Here is a 19060-nt window from a genome sequence, read left to right as displayed (position 1 = left end):
GTGCCATATCTGTGTTTGCGCGTCCCAGGTTGACGATCTTTTTTTCTCAGAGTAAACCGCGATGCACCAGCTCAAGCGACTCAAACGCGATCGCCGAGTTGTTTGCACGCAAATCGGGGCCAGTCCATTTCACAGGGCAGGCTTCCCTGAAAAGCCATGACGGCATTTTCTTATTGCTGCGTTTGCTGTATTCGTCCGTATCTTCACCCTGTTCATTGTTAAGCTGGATATGTATATTCCTGCGCACGATCTCTCCCTTCGCGACTTCCTGGTACCATTCCCACAGAAAGTCGATGTCGCCCAACCCACGCTTGAGCACGAGTCGCGAGGGGAATTTCGATGGCCCGGGTAGCTGAAGCTCATGATCATTGATACCGCCAACCCGTAGCGTGTGAACCTCGGTCTCGAACACCAAGCCCGAAACCTCATTAAATCCTCCCACGCTGTCCTTGCCATCAATCACTATCGAGAACCGGAAGGCTGAATAGGGATCACGGGGGATGCGGCTTCTGTCGTCGTATTCCTTTCTGGGCAGTATCATAGATATTCGGGCGTGCTTTCTTCCGCGCTATTCAGGCGTTCGTTGATTTTCACAATTTCCTCTATCCAGCGGCGCCGTTCAAGATGATCGAGATTCATCAGGTCGGTATATGGCCAGTGGAAGTGATACGCGACGTAGGCTACCTCCTCAAATAATTCCGCAGAGGGGTAGCCTATGGCTCCCCCGAACGCTGGACCTCGACGTCGAAATTCGCATTACACTCCGGACAGGCGACCTTGATGCGGTTGTGTCCGCTGGTATTGATGCGGCGGTACATATCTTCGAGAAACGCAAAGTCCGCTGCGAATAATTCCTCGATCACCCTTGGGTTAATCTGCGGCAGGTCTCCCAACCGGCGAACCACTCGGGATAGGAGAACTATCGCCAGGTAACCAGGATTGGATTGAACCCGCGGGTCCTTCATGGGCGCAATCTCGTCATTCGCTGTCGCAAGCCGCATCACTCCGGCCTTATGGATGTTTCCCTCGGCGTCGACATACCCATGTGGAAGTGTGAAATCGAATTCCGTCTGCAGGTTCATTTGGTCCGATCCAATCCCTCATGGGTGAGTTCGAGCGTATCGATGGCGACCTCATTGGCGGTGGCATTGTATGTCGGACCCGTCCACTTGGTTGGCCACGCGGCCACAAAATCCCATTGTGCGGCATCATTGCCTTCATCATCCATCAGGATAATGGAACCGTTCTTCCGGGCATTTTTTATTTTCCCGTCCATGACCTGCTTGCGCCATTTCCAGAGATCCAGGTCATCGGTGATCCCGCGCTTGAGTGTGATGTTGGCAAATTTCTTCAAGCCCGGCAGTTTGGATATCGTTACCGTCTTGTCGTCGCCGACGCGATAGTCGATCGGGTCGGTTGCCGAATCAAGCCCGGACACCTCGCGAAATCCGGCTCGCTGTATGCCATCGATCTGAACACGGAATTTAAATCCGCGGTAGGGATCTCTACGTTCTCCTGTGCTTGCCATACTGATTACCTCCTTGAGATTATTATGAAACGTTCAGTCCAGTCACGGCGATTGCGCTGGCGCTTTGGGTGATGCGAACCACGATAAATTCTGCGGGAATCGCCGGTGCGAGGCCTATTAAGGCGACGACCTGCCCGGCTTCCCGGCTTTCCAGAGTGTTCGTTTCGGCATCGCATTTCACAAAGAATGCTTCAGCCGGACTGCTTCCCATCAGCGCGCCCCGATCGAACAAGTCGCGGCAATAGGCGCTCAGCCGCTGGCTGACGCGCTCCCAAAGCGATGGGTTATTCCCTTCATAAACCATATCGTTCATGTTTTGCCTGATCCATCTGGTCAGCGTCAGGAAAAGACGCCGCACATTAATGTAGGATTCCTCGGCATGACCGCTGAGGGTTCGCGCTCCCCACACCCGAGTGCCGCGCCCGGCAAAGCTGCGCAGGCAATTAACACCTCCCTCGTTAAGCGGCTCCTGTTCATCGTCGCTGAAATCGACTTCCAGCTTGAGAATTCCCTCCAGGACTTCATTCGCAGGTGCTTTATGTACCCCTGTTTTGGCATCCGCACGCGCATAGACACCGGCGATATGTCCGCATGCGGGCACAAATTGAGTGCGGTAAGCCTTTGCAAACGCCGCTCCCATGTTGGTACGATTCACCCTCCCATCGCAGGGCATGCCTGTCATGCGTGAAATATTGGAATCCGTTGGACTCAACGATTGCTTTACGGAGATCCAAGGATAATAAAGGGCACCGAAAGCGCCATGCTCACGCGGCAAACGTTGCCAATGCAAGACAGGGGGTTCGACGTAGCTCCTGTTTTCTTCCGGTTCCGAGTGTCGGCTGCCTACTTCCTCAGTAAATCCGTCGAGGATCGCGAACCGATCCCCCATTCTGTGGCAGTGATCCAGAATTGCCGATTGAATATCCAGAATTGAGTCGTAGTCAGGTTGAAGCAACATTGCATCTGGAACACAAATGAGATCGATGTCTTCAATATTTTCCAGTATTTCCCCAGGTGCGAAAATGCGTGTTAATGCCCTGGCTGCTTCTGATGAGTTGCTTAGATTCACCTGAAGCGGCACCACCACGCATTGTTCACCACCGTTTTCGAAGAAGCCGCGTACCGCGTAACCCAGATAACTCTCTGTCAAAGGTTCATACCGCTGGGAAAACTGTTGCAACCGGTCAATATGATGAATTTCCGGTAAGTCTTTGCTGTTTGACCCTGGTTGCACAAACCCCACCAAAACGGGGATGCCGGTACGAAACACGGGTTGTGCCTGCACTTTGACCAGTGTTTCGTAGTACACGCCAGGCGTACGATAGTTGGAGCGCGCCGCACGGAGGTAAGTCTGGTTATCCATTATTGACCCAATATCCGGATATACAGGCGATGATTAACTTTTTTCCTGGCCGGTTGACTGCGAAATGCGGAATATAACGAACTCCGCCGGTCTTACGATGGCCACGCCAATTTCCGTAATAACCTGGCCCACATCGCGTACTTCCGGCGGGTTGAGCTCCTCGTCGCATTTCACATAGAACGCTTCTTCCGGTGTCAATCCGAAAAGTGCGCCGCTACGCCAGCAGTTGGTGAGGAAGGCGGAAACATTGAGGCGGATCTTTCCCCACAGGGTAGGGTCATTCGGCTCGAATACCACCCATTGCGTGCCTTCATCAATGGATTCCTGCAGGAATAGGAAGAAGCGGCGGACATTGATATATTTCCACTCGCCATTGCGGTCTCCGCCGATGGTGCGCGCGCCCCAGACCGTGATTGCCCCATTCATGGAGCGAATCACGTTGACACCTTGAGGATTGAGTAAATCCTGTGCGGGCTTGCTGACGTAATATTTGACATCAATGGCACCGCGCACAACACAGTTGGCGGGTGCTTTGTGTACACCTCGCTCTTCATCCGTACGTGCATAAATCCCTGCTATATGTCCACTTGGCGGAACATAGGTGCGACCGCGGTATTTTGCGTCAACCTGCCGAACCGGATCGCTATCCTGTAACTGTTTGGCGGGATCCACCACTTCGATGTGAGGAAAATAAAAGGCCGCATTCTTGCTCGGCTGGGGTAATGTATCCTTTGATTTGTCGGTATATTGAAGTTTCTGGCCGTCCAAGTCGTTCGACTTTCCGTCATTCACTACCGCCGTGCTGTCAAGGATAGCGAAAATGTTTTCATTGTTTTCGCTGTAGCTTATCAGCCTGCTCCACACATCAGCCTGTTTGGGTAACCCCGGAGCGGAAATAATTGCTACCTCGTCAATCGATTGAAAATTTGTTAAAGCTCTATCAAGTTCATCAATCGACCTTACGCGGGCAACGAAACAACGGGTCCCGCCGTTGTTGAAAAAACCATAAACGGCATGAGTCAATGCGTGATGTCCCGGATACATCGGTATGGAGGCATCGGCTCCTGATCTGAATGCCGAGAATGGGCCGAAGCGCTTGGTGTAATCCGAGAAGCTGGCACAAAACTTGGTATCTCCAGGTTCGACATCGACGATGAACTGGCTGAGATAGTAGGGGGTTATTGTCGATTTCGCTTCTTCCAGCAGGCCAGGATCAGGTTTCTCGGTCGTATCCTCAAATGCGTCTTTCTCAATGGGTTGGGGCGCTGTCAATGCCGACCTAGTGGAGGATTCCTGCAGGGAATCTTTTAATTTGTCTCGTGCGTCTGTCTTGTCAGATTTTTCCTGCTGCAGCTTCTGCAGCAACGCGGCATCTTGCTGATCTTTTTTCTTGCTCTTTTCCGCGGACAATGCATTATTGGCAGCGGTAAGCTGGTCTTCAGCAGCCTTCAGTTTTGCCTTTAGGTCTTTCACCTCTGCGGAATCAGCCGTATCTGGCGCTGCTGCGCTGCGCTCCAGCGCCTCGCGGGCATCGACAGGATCATAGCGGTCATTTGCTTTCGGATAGTAAATCGTATCTGGCACGATGCCGATAAATGCCACCGTATTGGTTCCAACTCCCGCGATGGGTTGCCGCGCAGAAGGTATTTCTTCGACGTAAACCCCTGGACTCAGATAATTTGCCATTTTGTATTCCCTTTTCATTATTGATCGTAAATAAGTTCCATCGAGGCAGTCACTTGCCTCAAGAAACATCGCCTTCCCATTACTGCTTTAGAACAAGTTCGATCCAGCATCTCTCTTCAGGTGTCCGATCTTTCAGACGCTTCTTGCGTGCGCTGTCGGCAACCGTAACCGATTTCTCTGCCCGGTTGCCGGAACGGGTATCCACGGCCTGCACGGTATATTTCCCATCGGGGCAATCAAGAAAAAAAAATGTACCATCATGACGAGACTCGGTTTGTTCCGCCCGGTTACCGGCTTCGTTCTGTTCTCCTGTTCTCCCTTGGCGGGCATGGGTCCGGCCCGTTGGCGTATCCGGCTGTTTATGCGACTGTTTCGGCTCGGCTGAGACGCTGAGCCGAACATCAGGCATGGCGTTGCCTTCCTTGTCCAAGACCCGGCCGCAAATACTCACGTGATGACTCACTGTTTCCCAATCCGTCCGAGCAATCATGAGTCCGTTCCTGTCTGTAGGCGAAATTTAAGTATTTTCTCGGTAACGAGATCCACTATCTCCGGCTTGGCGACATCCACCGCGAAAGTGACGGTATAATTCAGGGCAGCTTTTGGTTTCCCGCCCAGCGCCTGCCAGAATTCCCCAAGGCTTTGCAGGCGCCCCGGCTGAAGCGTGCTGACTGGCAAGGGTAAATCCTGATCGGTCAAGCTGCCTTGAAGTACATCCTCGGGGATGGTCCGATAGCGCAGGAGCGCCCGAATCACATCCCCCAGCAACCGGTGTTCATCTTCTGAAGGATCGGCTACGCTTTGGCTGGGCCAAGCGGTAATCAGATACGAAGCGTCTATTCGCACGGGTGCCACGGTTCGCATGGCTGTTCCATCGGAACGCCGATCCACATACACCTCGTTACTTCGAAGCTCCAGATTCTCCCGAATGTCGTATAAAAAAAGGTCGATGGCGGGCAGGGTGACGGAAGGCGGCGGGAATTGATCATCCGGCGCGTGAAAACTCACTTGCACCTGCTCAGCCACTCCTTTTGGGAGCTCGCGCTTCAATAGCACAGCCAGCGTTTCGTCGAGATCGTTAATCATGGCTGGCTCTGGCCGGCGGCAGTAGAAAAATCAACGACAGCCGATGACCCGACGAGCGTAAGCCGCTGTTTTTTTCGTTCTTGATAAAACCCTCGAACCGGATAGAAACATTTGGCATTTTTATTTCCGCCATGAAGAAGTCTGTCACCGTTCCTTCTTTAACCTTATTACCTGTTTTAGCTAGCTTATATGCAACATCCATGCCAATATTTTGTTAGTTAATAAACCTTTTTAATCAATGGCTTGATTTAGATGAGCAGCGGCAATATGGGTCATCCTCTTACTCAGAAATATGATCGTCTGCGACGATCCCTTGCCAGGGATTACCTATTTAAATATCTGGAATCATCATGTTATGGTTGATGGGTGATTTCTAACCCAGGGTGGGTCGGACCTAAGAGCCTCTGAAGTGGTCCGGGTGGCATGTATCTCCGCCGGTAGCGTAGACCGGCCTGCGATTTACGTCGCCCCGCCATGGGAACATCTGCATTTTGTCGGCAATGCGTTTCTACGCGGACTTTATGTGGGCGTATGGGGAGATTTGCGAATCTGAGGGTGATCAGGGGTAGATAGTGGAACGCGGTAATGGGTTGACTTTGACCCACTCGGGGTATTCTTAGTCAGTGAGATATAACATCATGATCACAATGATTAAATAAACAATCATCGCATCAGGTAGGCGCTATCCGGCTAAAGAGCGTACTTCGTCGGTACAGGCGTAAATCTTGATTAGTGACTGATTCAATGACGTTTTATTATCTTGTAATGCGTCGGCATGGAACTTGCTCTAGTCTCTAGTGATGACATAAAGCCAATTCGTAGGCATGTGCTATAAACATAGAGGCTGGTATGCAAGGGGAACAGATGAATCCATTATCAGAAACCAAATTCCATTCATCGGCCATTGATGACCGGGTATGTAAATATCATACATCGAATTCGCTAAGTGCGGGTTTGCTTGGCCTGGCGATGGCGGCCATCTTCCTTTCCATGGGGGGTGCCGTTCATGCCAGTGAGTTCCAGGTTTTCTCGGTCAAGGAGGATCCTGCGGGTACCGTTATTGCGACTACCGGCATTTTTACCGGAACGACTCCAAGCGCGCCGGCTTTTGAACTCCGTTTCGATGACAAGCCGGCGATCCAGGCTAGCGAGGTTAAACCCGCTCCTTCCGTGGCGCTCGAGACATCGATGATTCTTTGTGTCGACCAAAGCGGTTCCATGGGAGCTGCTGGCATCAAGCAAATCCAGGAGGCACTGAGGGGCGCTTTAGCCAAATCGGAGTCGAAATTAAACCTGGCTCTATGGGCGTTTGACACCGAGGTAAGGAAGCTCCATACCTTTTCCAAGGATACCGCGCAGGTGGCAAGAGGCGTGAGCGAAATCGGTGTCAGATCTTCACGGGATAGCAAAACGAAGCTGTACGAAGCCATCGAACTGGGACTCTCCGAGTTGCGCAGCCGAGATGAAAAAGGCTTGAAGCGCCTGATCGTTATTACCGATGGCAAGGATGACGGGAGCAGCATCACTGACCAGGTAGTCACAAGCAAGGCCAATGCGCAGAATATTTCCATTGATGCGATTGGGTTCGGCAAAGTCGCGGATAAAGATTCCGAATTGCTCGCGCGTTTAACGAAAAATACGGGTGGACACTTTGTTCTCGCCAGGAACGCGCAGGAGCTTTCCCGCGAACTCTTTAAATTATTCAATTTACCTCCGCCTCGCATGTTTGACGTGTCGTTCCGCTACGATATATCGGGAGACGGACGCAAGGTAAATTCAGCGCAGCTGCAATTTACGCCCACAGGGAAGGCACCTATTTTACAAACAATCGAGTATGGACTTTCCGCGCCCCGTGTTGCCGCTCCGTCAGGCAAGGCCTCCGAGGACAACGTCGATCCCAGGGTTTTGATAGGAGTACTGGTCGCCATAGCAGCGCTTGCGGGCGCATATCTACTGAGTAGAAAGCCGGCGAAACCATCTCCGCCGCCCTTATCCCCACCTGTCCCGCCGTCGCCGCTGCCTCGTACCCAATCCGAGTCCGTAGTGCCGAAACGGGCGCAGACCAGCGTGGGTTATTCATTCCCCGAACCGGCCAAGGGGCATCCTGCGGCGTTTCTGCTTTGCCTGAGCGGGGCCGCCCGGGGACATCAGTATCCTATCGATGAGACCATTTATCGAATTGGCGCCAGCAATTCCAACGAACTACAGTTGAGCGATGATTATGTATCGCAAAAACATGCCTCTATAAAATATGAATCTGGCGGCCTTTATCTGAACGACAGCGCTTCCCGGAATGGGACTTTCCTCAATGATTCGCGGTTGCATGAGGCAGCCATGGTGTTGAATCTGGGCGACGAGATTCGGATAGGAAAAACGACTTTACAGCTGGTGGCGGCTACTGCGTCTCAAGGCCATTCTGCTCAGATGCCGGATGGGGAGCCATTCGTGCCTTAATTTTCTATTAAGAGATCAGCGGTGCCGAAAATGGTGGGGCGAGGAGTGATGTCAAAAAGATGGTCTGTGGGCGCGCGCTCCGAAACAGGCTACGTCCGGAATGAAAACCAGGACAGGATGAGTTATGTGCAAGCGCCCTTTGGAGACATATATATCGTGTCCGACGGGATGGGAGGTCATCGGGGTGGCGCACTTGCAGCTGGGTTGACCGTTGAGACGCTCAACCAGAGTTTGTCCAGTCTCGACTCCATCTCGATCGGCCCCGATGCCATTAAAGGTGCATTCGAAGAGGCAAATGCGGTTGTTTATGAACGCGGGCATGCGGGAAATGCCGGCACGGAGGGCATGGGCGCCACTGCTGTCGTGCTGCTTGTGGCTCAATGTCAGGTTATGGTTGCCCATGTGGGCGATAGCCGGGCATATTTATTTACCCGTGAGAATAAACTCGAGCGGCTGACCAAGGACCATAGCCGTGTGCAACGAATGATCGATGCCGGCATTCTGACGCCCGCTGAGGCCATGGTCCATCCTGAGGCAAGTGTTCTGGAGCGCGCGATTGGCACTTCACCCACAATAAAAGTCGACATTTCATCCTGGATTCCGCTACGGGAGGGAGATCAGGTTCTTCTGTGCTCGGATGGACTCCACGGGTATGTTTCTGATACTGAAATAGCTGCCGTTCTCAGCAATCAGGGTGCGCCCCAGGAATTGGCGGGTCAACTTGTCAGCCTCGCTTTGGAGAAAGGAGGCGAGGATAACATTACCATACAGTTGATCGTGTGCGGGGGCGGCGATAAAGGTGGGATATCCAGGATTATGGGGCGCTTGGGGATTGTCGTCCCGGGAATTGTGCTCCTTTCAGCGGCGACCGCACGGCCAGGTATTTCAAATAGCTGAATTCACGCCAATCAACACAGAAGGAGAATATAGATGAGCTTCAAGTCAAATCAAAAGAGAGGCATACCATGAGCTTGTGGGACAGGCTTACTGGAAGTGATAAAACGGGTAATTCAACCCGTGTTTGCGAGAAGGGCCACGCAATGGATCCGAACTGGGAAACTTGCGCTTATTGTGACGCAGAAAAACGTGCGACGCAAAGGACGGCGCGCATACCCGATACCGAGAATGTCGAATCAAGTAAAGCCACGCGAAGGAGTACAGAAATGGAACGATCCACCACGAAGATAGACCCGGGAACCGAGAGGCAAGAAGAAGGACGCGGCAGCACACTTTTCGAAAAATCCGCCGAGGAGCCGCGCAGAAGCAGATCAGCACCCCATAACCGCAGAATCACCGGGGTTGTGGTGACGTTTTCGTGGAGGTACGAGGGCGAACTGTTCGTGCTTTATGAGGGACGGAATGTCATCGGGTCCGGCCCATCATGCGACGTGCAGATCACTACGGACCCGATTATGTCTGGCGAGCATGCTGTGATTCTCTGCCGTGCAGGGCGGGATGAGCTGCATGATTTGCTCAGTACCAATGGCACTTTTCTCAACGAGAAATATGTTGAACGGGATGGCGCCGATCTGACCGACGGCGCGATCATCAAAACCGGAAGATCCCTATTCGAGTTTCGAAAAATAACCAGTGAGCGGGCTCCCGAAGGTTACAGACCCGCGGAAGATTTTGAGCGCGGTGATCCGAGGCCCCGTTCTTCGGGTGAAACTGCAATCTGACGCAATTCCGGATAAGGGTGTTTTGGCAGTCCGGTGCGTCAAATCTGTTTGTACGACATACTCATAATTGGGGAGCGGGTGAGGTTGAGTCGTATGATGGCAAGAACGATAAGAACCGATTTTTCCGCGGGACAGGCCTGTGGAAAGTATCAGCTCGAGCATATTCTCGGCAAGGGGGGAATGGCCGTCGTTTGGAAGGCATGGGATCCAGAAACCCGCCAGCATGTCGCGATAAAAGTTGTTGCTGAGAGTCTGCTTGCAGATCCCGGCATCAGCGCGCGCTTCGAGGACGAACTCCGGCGTCATGCACGCTTGAATCATCCTAACATCGTCCGACTGATCGATACCTTTTCCGTCAATGATCAGCAATGCATGGTGATGAACCTCATCGAAGGGGAATCCCTTGCGGCACTGCTTGAACGTACCCCAAATCACATTCTGCCTTTGGATGTTGTCGTGCGTATATTTACCGATGTCCTGTCCGCTCTTGATTATGCGCACCGCAATGGCATATTGCATCGGGATGTCAAACCCTCCAATATTTTATTGGATGCGCAGCAGCATGCCTATCTGCTCGACTTTGGAATTGCTTTGGCGGTGGGTGAGGCAAGGCGTACACGTGCCGGCGGGCGCGTGGGTACCCCGGAATACATGAGCCCCGAACAAATTCGGACGCCGGAGAATATCGATCACAGAACCGATGTCTACAGCGGAGGTTGCGTATTATATGCAATGCTGACCGGACAGCCGCCATTTACTGTCCCCGAACAAGAAAACGGGACAACAGGTGAGCTTGCGCTTCGAGCCGCTCATGTTAAAGAGATACCGGTACCTCCGCACCGCCGCCAGCCGTCCATTCCATTGGGCATTAGCAACCTGATCATGTCAGCGTTGAGTAAAGATCCCGGTCAACGGCCGCAGGGTTGTGCTGAATTTTCACGACTGTTGCTTGCGGCAATTCCGCAACACTCACGGGCGCCTGCGGAGGGTGTGTCCACCCGCTCACCCTTGAGATTTGCTGCGATGATTGCCCTCCTGGCTGCCGCCGTGGGAGCTATTGGTTATGTCGTATCAATTTAATCCGAAATAGATAAGAAAAATGAGGGAAACTTCCCAGTAAAAATTCTGCCATGAGAAACCGAAGAAACGGGCAATTTTTCTTTGTGAGCGAAAGGCGGTCTTGATGCGACAGCTATTAATGGAGGAGTCACCATGAAGATTATCGCTGCGTTGCTACTTTTAACTATGATAACGGGCTGCAGCACGGTGGGAGGAACCCGCGGAGGTTCGGGAATGGCCGCCCTCGAATGCGGAGCTGTCGGCGCGGGACTTGCCGCCGCAATATGCTTAGCAGCGGGGGGTAATGCGGCGACATGTGCGGGAGCTGCGGCGGGAGGTGGATTGCTTGGGGCCGGAGCGTGTTATACCTATGCCGAGAAATACGAGAAACGCCGTCAGGAACTGGCCGGCAAAGAAGATGATCTGGACGCACGGCTGAAATATGTACGCGGGCTCAATGAAGATTCAAAAAAATCCAATGAAGAACTCAACAAACGGGTCACGCAGGTCTCGAAGCATACCGATACGGTCGTTGCGCAGATAGAGCAAGGCACCATTTCTCAGCAGAAACTGGCAAAAGAAAGGGAAGCCCTGCTCAATGAAGAAAAGTTGGCCAACGACCAGGTTGCGCTTGAGAAAAGCGCATTGGAGGACATGAAACGTTTCCAGGCCGAGCAGAAGCGTAAGACAGGCGCGGACAGCGCCGCGCATGCCGAACTCGATGCGGAGATAAAGAAACAGCAACGTTTGCTGGAGGAAACACAAAGGCAGACCAGTGCGCTCGCTTCCCAGCGCCAAAGGATATAGATCCGTTCAACCCAACCATCAGGACGCGAGATAACAGCCGTGAGCTCACCGTGCACTCGGATAGGTCTGGAGATCCGCCCGGCGGATTATCCGGGTTCAAGCCAAAAATTAGGAGCCACCCCGTGACAACATCCAGATCCCTAGCATTTATCGCTTTTTTTATGCCCAGTCTTTGTGCCTGTACGGTCATGGCCTTAAAGCAAGACGTGGAAAAGCATGAAGTCCTGGTAGCCGATAAGGAGAATGAGTTAAAAAAAGAAGAAGCGCAGCAAACCCGCTTGCGCGAAGAAAGTATCCAATTGAAGAAGGATCTTGCGACCAAGCAGGTATCGCTGGATGACCTGAAGTCACGGCTGGAGCAGCTACAGCGAGCCAATGCAAGTACGGCAGAGAATACGAAAGAGCAGCGGGAGCGCAAGGATCGATTACGGGTGAAATTGAAAACGCACGAGAAGGAACTGGTCAAGGTGGAACAGAGCAACATGACAGAGACGCAAAAGCAAGAAAAACTGGAATCGATGAAGAAAGATATTACGAAAACCCTGGATATTCTGCTGCACTCCTGATTCCGTGACGGTATGGCGCGGCTCAATGTCGATAAAGGGATCATTCTACTTATTATGACGGCCTCATTTCTCGGCGGCTATCTGTTCAGGCTCTCGTTGCCCTGGTTTGACGAAGACAAGCCGCCGGGATCGTTATCATCGCAGGTGAGCGAACAGGCAATACATCGCTACATCGAAGCGCTGCGACATATTGAGGAGCGTGCGATATTTTCCGCACCCGCCGGAAACACCCAAGACCTGGTTGCCTCGTCCCTGAAGGCCTATCTCGCGCAAGAAGACCCTTATTCCGATTTCTTGACTCCTGAGGAATACATTAAATTCAAGGGGATTGGTAGTTCGCGCTATGCAGGTATCGGCCTTGACATAGAGAAACGGCGCAATGGCGACATTATCTGTTATCCGGTTGCGAACGGACCCGCCGCTTTGGCGGGAATCAAGCCGGGCGAACGGCTGCTGGCGCTTGACGGGATTCCCACACCCGGAAAATCGCTTCCCGCAGTAGCCGCCATGGCGGCGGGCCAGGCAGGAACCGAGGTCGTGGCCGAGCTTGCGGATCTTTCGGGGGTTACAAGGCAAGTGACGGTTACTCGCTCAGCCGTACCTGCCCCGGCAGTCTCGGAGTATACATTTCGCTCCGTGCGCATCATCAAGCTACCCTACTTCACGCCTAATACCAGACAGGAACTCCATCATCTGCTTGCGAGCTGGAGTGAGAAGGATGCCATTGTCATCGATCTGCGAGGCTGCGGCGGCGGTGATTTTTACGCGGCAGTGGATGCCTCGATGCTCTTTCTCGAGCGGGGGGAGCCCATTATTTCGGTAAGTAGCCGCACCGGGGTGCGGTTGTATACCGCGACGATGGCCAAGCAGCGTCCAGCCCAACGGGTTTTCCTATGGCAAGACGAATTTACCGCCAGCGCCGGGGAGATATTTATCGCCGCTTTAACCGAAAATGTGCGCGGCACCTCGGTTGGCAGAACAACTGCCGGAAAAGGAACCCGGCAGGACATCATAGAACTGCAGGATGGCGGCGCCTTGATTCTGACAACGGGATATTTGATAACTCCCCATGGCACGCAGTTTGAAGGTAGCGGGCTGGCGCCCATGCATCGGGTCGAGAAAAGTACCCACGACACAGAAGCTTTTTTCAGCAAAATCGCCGCCTTGATCAATTAGGCAGAACCACCCGGCTGATCGGGCACTCGATGTATTTTCCCGATCAGCCACACGAGTGAAATGTCACGGGGGTTTGAACGTGGAAAATGATGATCTGATCGGCAAGATAATTCATGGCAGTTATTCCATCGTCTCCAAACTTGGCGAGGGCGCCATGGGGCGGGTGTATCTTGCAGAGAACGCTTTAGTCAGAGATAAAAAATACGCCATAAAGGTCCTTAAGCGGGAGTTGACCCACAATCCCAACTTCAAGCAGCAATTTTATGAGGAGGCGGCGCATCAGGCTCAGCTTTCCCATCCCAATATTGTTCAGATGTCCGACTATTTCGAAGAAGGCGAAGAGTATTTTCTTGTTCTTCAGTATGTCGATGGCCGCTCTCTCGCCGACATGATTGATTCGCCGGGTGGGCCGATGCCGGAGAAACGGGCGCTGCACATCTTCAAGGGTATCTTGGCCGGACTCAATTGCGCGCATGAGAAAGCGATCCTGCACCGGGATATCAAAGCCTCGAACGTAATGGTCGATAGCGCTAACAGGGCGCTTCTCACCGACTTTGGTATTGCGCGTCAGGCGGGCGATGAACGTGCCGCCAGGCTGGGCCGCGTGATTGGCACACCAGAATACATGAGTCCTGAACAATTCATCGATTCGGATAAGATCGACCACAGGTCCGATATCTATTCAGCTGGAATTCTCTTGTTCGAGATGCTGACGGGCCGTCTCCCCTTTCAGGGAGCGTCCTCGGAAGCACTCAAGGAACAGCATCTCGGCGTCCCGCCTCCCAACCCGCGGGCAATCAATCCCAAGCTCAAAAAAGCGTTAGCGGAAATTGTGCTCAAGGCAATGCAGAAGAATCCAGCCGCTAGATTTCAAGGGGGTCTCGCTTTTCTTAAAGCTATCGAATCCTATGAGCGCGGCAGGAACTGGAAAATCTGGGCTTTGAGCTTGTCGATATTATTTGCGGCAGGAATCTGGTATTTCGTACAGAACGAAAAAGCAATACGCAGTTTGGCTACCTTGTCAAATGATAAATATGCATTGTTCTGCCAGGAAATCAAAAGATTGGAAATAAAGGAAGCAGGTCTGGGACTTGCTGTCGAATCCGGCAACTCTCAATTTGTGGAGGGTTTTTCGCAGCAAATTCAGGAACTCAACGCTAACGTGAATAAATATTCTAATGAGTACATCAATGCCCTTCATGAATTGTCGGCGTTCAGGGATGCAAAAGTTCATCAGATACTCAGCGAATCCGAGAGGAGCGCTGAATTTGAGCAGGCTGGATATAAGGAGACAGATAAAGCGGTACGAGCGAAATTCTGGGTATTGACCGGTGCGGATTATAAAAATCTCAAGGCCAGCGGAGAAAGCCCTACCCGGGAAAAGATGCGGGAAAAGTGTCCCCGCTAGCGATATTCGCGGCATGAGACAGAGGGGATCGCATCATAACCGCATAAAACCGGGGTCAAGTATTGCGGATCAGAAGGTTCACGTTTATAAAGGAGAGCTGAAATGGAGCTACGAGTAGAAAGGACAGATCGTTCGGGGGATAGCACGATTGGCAAGCTATACGTGAATGATCAATTTGAATGCTACACGCTGGAAGATGTGGAAAGACCGGTCAAGATCAAGGGGAAGACAGCCATCCCTGCGGGACGCTACGAGGTCGTTATCAATCAGTCGCAGCGATTTGGACGCTTGCTTCCACTTTTTTTGAACGTTCCCAATTTTGAGGGGGTGCGGATACATCCTGGAAATACAGCCGCAGATACGGAGGGATGTATACTGGTGGGCGAGACAAAAGGTGAAGGGTCCATAGGTCAGAGTAAAGTGGCTTTTGAACGGCTTTTCAACAAATTAAAGACTGCATCCGAGACTGAAAAGATATTCATAGAGATAGGGTAGTAATGTTGGGTCATGTGAACTGCTTGAAATTACTATTCCTTGGTTTCGCTGTGACATTGTCCCTCGCGTCATCGGGCGTGCTTGCGCAAACGCAGATGATTCCATTCGTGCACGAAAAAATATCCGTGCTGCCCTCCGGCAAGAGGGTTGCCGTTTCGTTCAGGGAGCGCCCATGCAAGAGCGGCGAGTGCCGCGAGGCGGACGCGGGCGTGTGGGGGATGGATGGCGGAATTCCACGGTTTGTCACCGAGGTTTTTCTTGTTTCCATCGATGGCAGTGAATTCATCATACCCCGGAAGTTCTATCAGGATCTCACCAACGCTTATCAACTGAACATCTTTGAACAGAACGCACGGGTTATTATCGAGCTTAAAGGTGGAGAAGCCGCGGGCGCCTATACGGCGCGCTTCAAGCTGGGTGGGATGTGCGGGTTCGAGCGTGAAGTCTGCGGTGAGGTATGCAAGGAAATCTGGGAGCGGACCGCTTGGTACAACTCATTCGCCTATGAAGCGGATCCGCGATGCGAAAGTGGAATTCAATGAGTTTCGCCATGCGAAGGAGAGTCATCCATGATTCCTGTATTCGAGGCGCTTTCGTGCGCTTTCCGCGATTTATTCCGGTTTCAGGTTTTGTGGATTGTCATCTGGCCAATCCTGGTGGCAGCTCTGCTGTGGCTGATTCTGGGTGTGGTTTTCTGGAGCACTTTCTCGGAATGGATCGCAAGCGGTCTCACGGCGATTGGCATTCAAACTTGGCTCGAAGGCGTGGAACCCAGATGGATTGCCTATGGAATACAGGGTGTGGCGCATCTGATTCTTTTTGTGCCGCTGGTTTTTGTTACGGCGCTAGTGATTACCGCCTTATTCGCCATGCCGGCCTTGGTTCATCTGGTGGCAGATCGCGATTATCCGCAACTTGAACGAGAAAACAGCGGCGGCATCGCAGGCAGCTTGCTCAACGCCCTGCTCGCGGTCGGCATCTTTATCGCCATATGGCTTGTTACCATTCCATTGTGGCTGGTCGGCGCGGGGGTGATTGTCCCATTTATCGCCGCGGCGTATTTGAACCAGCGTCTATTCCGTTATGATGCGCTCGCGGAGCACGCTCGCCGCGAAGAGATGCGGGCAATATTTTTATCCTGCCGCCCGTCACTTTGGGCCCTGGGCCTACTGACCGGTCTGGTACAATTTGTACCGTTTCTCAATCTGTTCGCACCCGTACTGGCGGCCCTGGCTTTCATTCATTTCGGTCTGGCGCATCTCGTGGAGCTGCGCCACCGGCCGGATTCACGTTAGTCAAGAATCGAAGGGGAATATCCATGCAATTACGCAAACTTCATTTCATGATGCTGGGGCTGGCGGTGGCGGCCAGCGGCGCCACCGGCACATCTGCTCACACGGGCGAAAACACTTCGACGGCCACGGGATCAGGGGCTCACAGGCATCAAGCGCGAGCGGTCCAGGATGATCAGGCCACGCCCAGACTATTGAACCTTGGATCACATACATTTCCGGTCAGCACACGGAGTAAATCAGCCCAGCAATTCATGAATCAGGGACTCAATCTCTCCTACGCGTTTAACCATGCCGAGGCGGGGCGTTCGTTCCGGGAAGCGGCGCGGCTCGACCCCTTGCTTGCCATGGCGTATTGGGGCCAGGCACTTGTCCTGGGCCCCAATATCAATGCAATGATGGAATCAAAGGACGAGACGGCGGCTCTGGATCTCGTGCGAAAAGCCGCCTCGCTCATGGCAAAGGCATCTCCGCGCGAGCGGGCGCTTATCAGTGCGCTGGAAAAACGTTATACCGGCAGCTCCGAGCAGCGCAAGGAGAACAATAGGGCTTATGCGGATGCAATGCGGGAAGTCCACACGCGCTTTCCGGACGATCTCGATATCGCGATGCTCTATGTCGAGTCGATGATGGATCTCAACTCCTGGGGGTACTGGATGCGGGATGGTTATCCGCTCGAGGGGACCGCCGAAATTGTCGCGCTTACCGAGAGCGTGATACGACGCAATCCCAGGCATCCGGGGGCGGTGCACATGTATATCCATCTGGTCGAGCCGACGAGCACGCCCGAGCGGGCGGAGAAGGCAGCTGATACCCTTCTTACGCTGATGCCGGCGGCCGGGCATGCGGTGCATATGCCGTCGCATATTTATCAGCGCGTGGGGCGCTATGCAGATGCGATAAAGAGTAATCAACTCGCCATTGCAGCTGACGAGGAGTATCTGTCGCATAGCCATGCGCAGGGAATGTACCGCGTCATGTACACCCCCCATAACATTCATTTTCTCTGGTTTGCCGCCACCATGGATGGGCAAAGCCGGCTTGCGATCGAATCGGCACGAAAGGTAGCAGGCGCGATTGATGATGCGGCATTGGAGACGGTGCCGGGAGCGGGAACGTTCCGTGTGACACCGTACTGGGCATACGCAAAGTTTGGAAAGTGGAACGAGATTCTTCAGGAGCCAGCACCACCCGCCACAAACGCTTTTCTTAAAGGCGGCTGGCATTATGTGCGCGGCTTGGCGTTTGCCGCAACCAGGCAGTTGCCGCAGGCTGAGCAGGAGTTGGAAGCACTACGCGGGATCTTGCAGAATGGGTCGCTTGATTGGCCGCTTATGTCGCTAAATACCGCGCGCGACGTATTGAGTATCGGTCCCGAGGTCCTTGCGGGTGAGATCGCCGCCGCCCGTGGACAGTTTGATTCCGCCATTGCATACCTCGACCGTGCGGTCCGCATTGAAGATGCTCTGGTTTACACGGAACCTTCGGAATGGCAGTCGCCCCCGAGGTTGGCGCTGGGGGCCGTTCTTCTGGAAGCGGGCCGCGCAGCCGAGGCGGAAACGGTGTACTGGGAAGATTTGCGCAAAAATCGCAACAACGGTTGGGCGCTTTACGGATTATTGCAGACGTTGCGCGCCCAAAAGAAGGACGACCAGGCGGCATTGGTCGAGGCGCGGTTCAGAAACGCTTGGGCGCGTGCCGATATTGCTCTCAATGCATCGCGTTTTGGCTGTATTGCGGCGCCTCCGGCGGGATCGGCGCAATAGGAAGAACGCGGGCTCTTTTGCAGCTATCGTCAATAGAAGGAGATCAGCGCAAACGTCATGGAGAAAAAGCAGCCGGTGGTCAAATCCCTGGTATGTACGATTGGACATTCCACGCGTTCACTGGATGTATTCATCAATTTGTTGAAAGCCAATGAAGTTACACATGTCCTCGATGTGCGCACCATCCCGCGTTCCCGGCAGAATCCTCAATTCGACAAGGAAACATTGCCAAATGCCCTGCGAGCTTCCGGCATCAACTATACGCACTTGCCCGGGCTTGGCGGACTACGCCATCCCCAAAGGGATTCGATCAATGGAGGCTGGCGTAACGCATCTTTTCGCGGCTATGCCGATTACATGCAAACGCCGGAATTCGGCATGAACTTAAAAAATGTCATGGGATTCGCCCTGGGCGAACGCTGTGCGCTGATGTGTGCTGAAGCCGTTCCCTGGCGTTGCCACCGTTCGTTGATTGCCGATGCGCTTAACCTGCGCGGTATACGGGTTGAAGACATCATCAATGCCGGGGCGCGGAAACCGCACTTGCTGACATCGTGGGCACGCACAGATGGCTTGAAGATTACTTATCCTCTTCCAGCAACAGCGGGATCTGTCGATAAGTAAAGGTGTGGCTAACTGTAAATAACTCATAATCCTGGGGTCGCCAATATCGATTTATCAGAAATGCAATCTGA

General features: G+C 53.0%; 22 protein-coding genes. 13 read left to right on the top strand and 9 right to left on the bottom strand.

Annotation, left to right across the window (positions count from 1 at the left end; genetic code table 11):
• Window positions 1–46: 46 nt before the first annotated feature.
• The 9 genes from SQ11_RS10085 to SQ11_RS18100 all read right to left on the bottom strand — a co-directional run bounded on the left by SQ11_RS10085 (window position 47) and on the right by SQ11_RS18100 (window position 5781).
• A complete protein-coding gene (locus tag SQ11_RS10085; RefSeq protein WP_041514045.1) occupies window positions 47–541 on the bottom strand; it encodes a phage tail protein in 495 nt (164 codons plus the stop codon).
• The gene (locus SQ11_RS18250; RefSeq protein ID WP_041514044.1) at window positions 538–717 is read right to left on the bottom strand and encodes a DUF6760 family protein; all 180 of its coding nucleotides are present in this window, start codon (window positions 715–717) and stop codon (window positions 538–540) included. Before SQ11_RS18250 ends, SQ11_RS10085 begins: the two co-directional genes overlap by 4 nt.
• Window positions 714–1082 (bottom strand): hypothetical protein, encoded by a 369-nt coding sequence (locus SQ11_RS10075; RefSeq protein ID WP_041514043.1) that lies wholly within the window; start codon window positions 1080–1082, stop codon window positions 714–716. The genes SQ11_RS18250 and SQ11_RS10075 overlap by 4 nt, the downstream gene beginning before the upstream one ends.
• Window positions 1079–1528, bottom strand: a complete 450-nt coding sequence (locus SQ11_RS10070) for a phage tail protein (RefSeq protein ID WP_041514042.1) — start codon at window positions 1526–1528, stop codon at window positions 1079–1081. Before SQ11_RS10070 ends, SQ11_RS10075 begins: the two co-directional genes overlap by 4 nt.
• Before the next feature lie 22 nt (window positions 1529–1550).
• On the bottom strand, window positions 1551–2891 hold the full coding sequence (locus SQ11_RS10065) for a phage tail sheath subtilisin-like domain-containing protein (protein ID WP_052494155.1): 1341 nt from the start codon (window positions 2889–2891) through the stop codon (window positions 1551–1553).
• 33 nt (window positions 2892–2924) lie between these two features.
• Window positions 2925–4577 carry a phage tail sheath C-terminal domain-containing protein gene (locus SQ11_RS17890; protein ID WP_041514041.1) on the bottom strand — a complete coding sequence of 551 codons (1653 nt, stop codon included), beginning with the start codon at window positions 4575–4577 and terminating at the stop codon, window positions 2925–2927.
• A 79-nt stretch (window positions 4578–4656) separates the two neighbouring features.
• Window positions 4657–5067 carry a hypothetical protein gene (locus SQ11_RS10055; RefSeq protein WP_041514040.1) on the bottom strand — a complete coding sequence of 137 codons (411 nt, stop codon included), beginning with the start codon at window positions 5065–5067 and terminating at the stop codon, window positions 4657–4659.
• Window positions 5064–5663 (bottom strand): DUF4255 domain-containing protein, encoded by a 600-nt coding sequence (locus SQ11_RS10050; protein WP_041514039.1) that lies wholly within the window; start codon window positions 5661–5663, stop codon window positions 5064–5066. The genes SQ11_RS10055 and SQ11_RS10050 overlap by 4 nt, the downstream gene beginning before the upstream one ends.
• Complete coding sequence (locus SQ11_RS18100; RefSeq protein WP_269746041.1) at window positions 5656–5781, bottom strand: hypothetical protein; 126 nt, start codon at window positions 5779–5781, stop codon at window positions 5656–5658. The genes SQ11_RS10050 and SQ11_RS18100 overlap by 8 nt, the downstream gene beginning before the upstream one ends.
• A gap of 746 nt (window positions 5782–6527) precedes the next feature.
• On the opposite strand from SQ11_RS18100, the gene SQ11_RS16475 reads away from it, so the two are divergent.
• The 13 genes from SQ11_RS16475 to SQ11_RS09985 all read left to right on the top strand — a co-directional run bounded on the left by SQ11_RS16475 (window position 6528) and on the right by SQ11_RS09985 (window position 18989).
• Entirely contained in the window at window positions 6528–8117 is a 1590-nt protein-coding gene (locus SQ11_RS16475; RefSeq protein ID WP_052494154.1) for an FHA domain-containing protein, read from the top strand.
• A gap of 48 nt (window positions 8118–8165) precedes the next feature.
• A complete protein-coding gene (locus SQ11_RS10040) occupies window positions 8166–9014 on the top strand; it encodes a PP2C family serine/threonine-protein phosphatase (protein WP_052494153.1) in 849 nt (282 codons plus the stop codon).
• Window positions 9015–9280: 266 nt separating this feature from the next.
• Window positions 9281–9796 (top strand): FHA domain-containing protein, encoded by a 516-nt coding sequence (locus SQ11_RS16470; RefSeq protein ID WP_052494152.1) that lies wholly within the window; start codon window positions 9281–9283, stop codon window positions 9794–9796.
• A 93-nt stretch (window positions 9797–9889) separates the two neighbouring features.
• The gene (locus SQ11_RS10030) at window positions 9890–10876 is read left to right on the top strand and encodes a serine/threonine-protein kinase (RefSeq protein ID WP_052494151.1); all 987 of its coding nucleotides are present in this window, start codon (window positions 9890–9892) and stop codon (window positions 10874–10876) included.
• A gap of 132 nt (window positions 10877–11008) precedes the next feature.
• Window positions 11009–11662 (top strand): hypothetical protein, encoded by a 654-nt coding sequence (locus SQ11_RS10025; protein WP_041514038.1) that lies wholly within the window; start codon window positions 11009–11011, stop codon window positions 11660–11662.
• A 122-nt stretch (window positions 11663–11784) separates the two neighbouring features.
• The gene (locus SQ11_RS10020; protein ID WP_156972460.1) at window positions 11785–12228 is read left to right on the top strand and encodes a hypothetical protein; all 444 of its coding nucleotides are present in this window, start codon (window positions 11785–11787) and stop codon (window positions 12226–12228) included.
• Between the two features lie 54 nt (window positions 12229–12282).
• Window positions 12283–13404, top strand: coding sequence for a S41 family peptidase (locus tag SQ11_RS10015; protein WP_198140837.1), 1122 nt, complete (start codon window positions 12283–12285; stop codon window positions 13402–13404).
• A gap of 79 nt (window positions 13405–13483) precedes the next feature.
• Entirely contained in the window at window positions 13484–14812 is a 1329-nt protein-coding gene (locus SQ11_RS16465; protein ID WP_052494150.1) for a serine/threonine-protein kinase, read from the top strand.
• A 102-nt stretch (window positions 14813–14914) separates the two neighbouring features.
• Window positions 14915–15307 (top strand): DUF5675 family protein, encoded by a 393-nt coding sequence (locus SQ11_RS10005; RefSeq protein WP_041514035.1) that lies wholly within the window; start codon window positions 14915–14917, stop codon window positions 15305–15307.
• Window positions 15308–15330: 23 nt separating this feature from the next.
• Window positions 15331–15849, top strand: a complete 519-nt coding sequence (locus tag SQ11_RS10000) for a hypothetical protein (RefSeq protein WP_156972459.1) — start codon at window positions 15331–15333, stop codon at window positions 15847–15849.
• Window positions 15850–15876: 27 nt separating this feature from the next.
• Window positions 15877–16602, top strand: a complete 726-nt coding sequence (locus SQ11_RS09995) for an EI24 domain-containing protein (RefSeq protein WP_041514033.1) — start codon at window positions 15877–15879, stop codon at window positions 16600–16602.
• Window positions 16603–16625: 23 nt separating this feature from the next.
• Window positions 16626–18365, top strand: coding sequence for a lipopolysaccharide assembly protein LapB (locus SQ11_RS09990; RefSeq protein WP_041514032.1), 1740 nt, complete (start codon window positions 16626–16628; stop codon window positions 18363–18365).
• 57 nt (window positions 18366–18422) lie between these two features.
• Window positions 18423–18989, top strand: coding sequence for a DUF488 family protein (locus SQ11_RS09985; protein WP_041514031.1), 567 nt, complete (start codon window positions 18423–18425; stop codon window positions 18987–18989).
• Window positions 18990–19060 lie beyond the last annotated feature (71 nt).

The organism is Nitrosospira sp. NpAV (assembly GCF_000832065.1).
In the GTDB taxonomy this organism is placed as follows: Bacteria; Pseudomonadota; Gammaproteobacteria; order Burkholderiales; family Nitrosomonadaceae; genus Nitrosospira.
Note: the sequence above shows the minus strand (reverse complement) of the source record. Positions and strands in the feature narration are given on the sequence as shown.

Bases quoted from the DNA above. Each gene is read 5' to 3' on its own strand.
- SQ11_RS10085 (WP_041514045.1), bottom strand. From the start codon at position 541: ATGATACTGCCCAGAAAGGAATACGACGACAGAAGCCGCATCCCCCGT.
- SQ11_RS10075 (WP_041514043.1), bottom strand. From the start codon at position 1,082: ATGAACCTGCAGACGGAATTCGATTTCACACTTCCACATGGGTATGTC.
- SQ11_RS10070 (WP_041514042.1), bottom strand. From the start codon at position 1,528: ATGGCAAGCACAGGAGAACGTAGAGATCCCTACCGCGGATTTAAATTC.
- SQ11_RS10065 (WP_052494155.1), bottom strand. From the start codon at position 2,891: ATGGATAACCAGACTTACCTCCGTGCGGCGCGCTCCAACTATCGTACG.
- SQ11_RS17890 (WP_041514041.1), bottom strand. From the start codon at position 4,577: ATGGCAAATTATCTGAGTCCAGGGGTTTACGTCGAAGAAATACCTTCT.
- SQ11_RS10055 (WP_041514040.1), bottom strand. From the start codon at position 5,067: ATGATTGCTCGGACGGATTGGGAAACAGTGAGTCATCACGTGAGTATT.
- SQ11_RS10050 (WP_041514039.1), bottom strand. From the start codon at position 5,663: ATGATTAACGATCTCGACGAAACGCTGGCTGTGCTATTGAAGCGCGAG.
- SQ11_RS18100 (WP_269746041.1), bottom strand. From the start codon at position 5,781: ATGCCAAATGTTTCTATCCGGTTCGAGGGTTTTATCAAGAACGAAAAA.
- SQ11_RS16475 (WP_052494154.1), top strand. From the start codon at position 6,528: ATGAATCCATTATCAGAAACCAAATTCCATTCATCGGCCATTGATGAC.
- SQ11_RS10040 (WP_052494153.1), top strand. From the start codon at position 8,166: ATGTCAAAAAGATGGTCTGTGGGCGCGCGCTCCGAAACAGGCTACGTC.
- SQ11_RS16470 (WP_052494152.1), top strand. From the start codon at position 9,281: ATGGAACGATCCACCACGAAGATAGACCCGGGAACCGAGAGGCAAGAA.
- SQ11_RS10030 (WP_052494151.1), top strand. From the start codon at position 9,890: ATGATGGCAAGAACGATAAGAACCGATTTTTCCGCGGGACAGGCCTGT.
- SQ11_RS10025 (WP_041514038.1), top strand. From the start codon at position 11,009: ATGAAGATTATCGCTGCGTTGCTACTTTTAACTATGATAACGGGCTGC.
- SQ11_RS10015 (WP_198140837.1), top strand. From the start codon at position 12,283: ATGACGGCCTCATTTCTCGGCGGCTATCTGTTCAGGCTCTCGTTGCCC.
- SQ11_RS10005 (WP_041514035.1), top strand. From the start codon at position 14,915: ATGGAGCTACGAGTAGAAAGGACAGATCGTTCGGGGGATAGCACGATT.
- SQ11_RS09995 (WP_041514033.1), top strand. From the start codon at position 15,877: ATGATTCCTGTATTCGAGGCGCTTTCGTGCGCTTTCCGCGATTTATTC.
- SQ11_RS09990 (WP_041514032.1), top strand. From the start codon at position 16,626: ATGCAATTACGCAAACTTCATTTCATGATGCTGGGGCTGGCGGTGGCG.
- SQ11_RS09985 (WP_041514031.1), top strand. From the start codon at position 18,423: ATGGAGAAAAAGCAGCCGGTGGTCAAATCCCTGGTATGTACGATTGGA.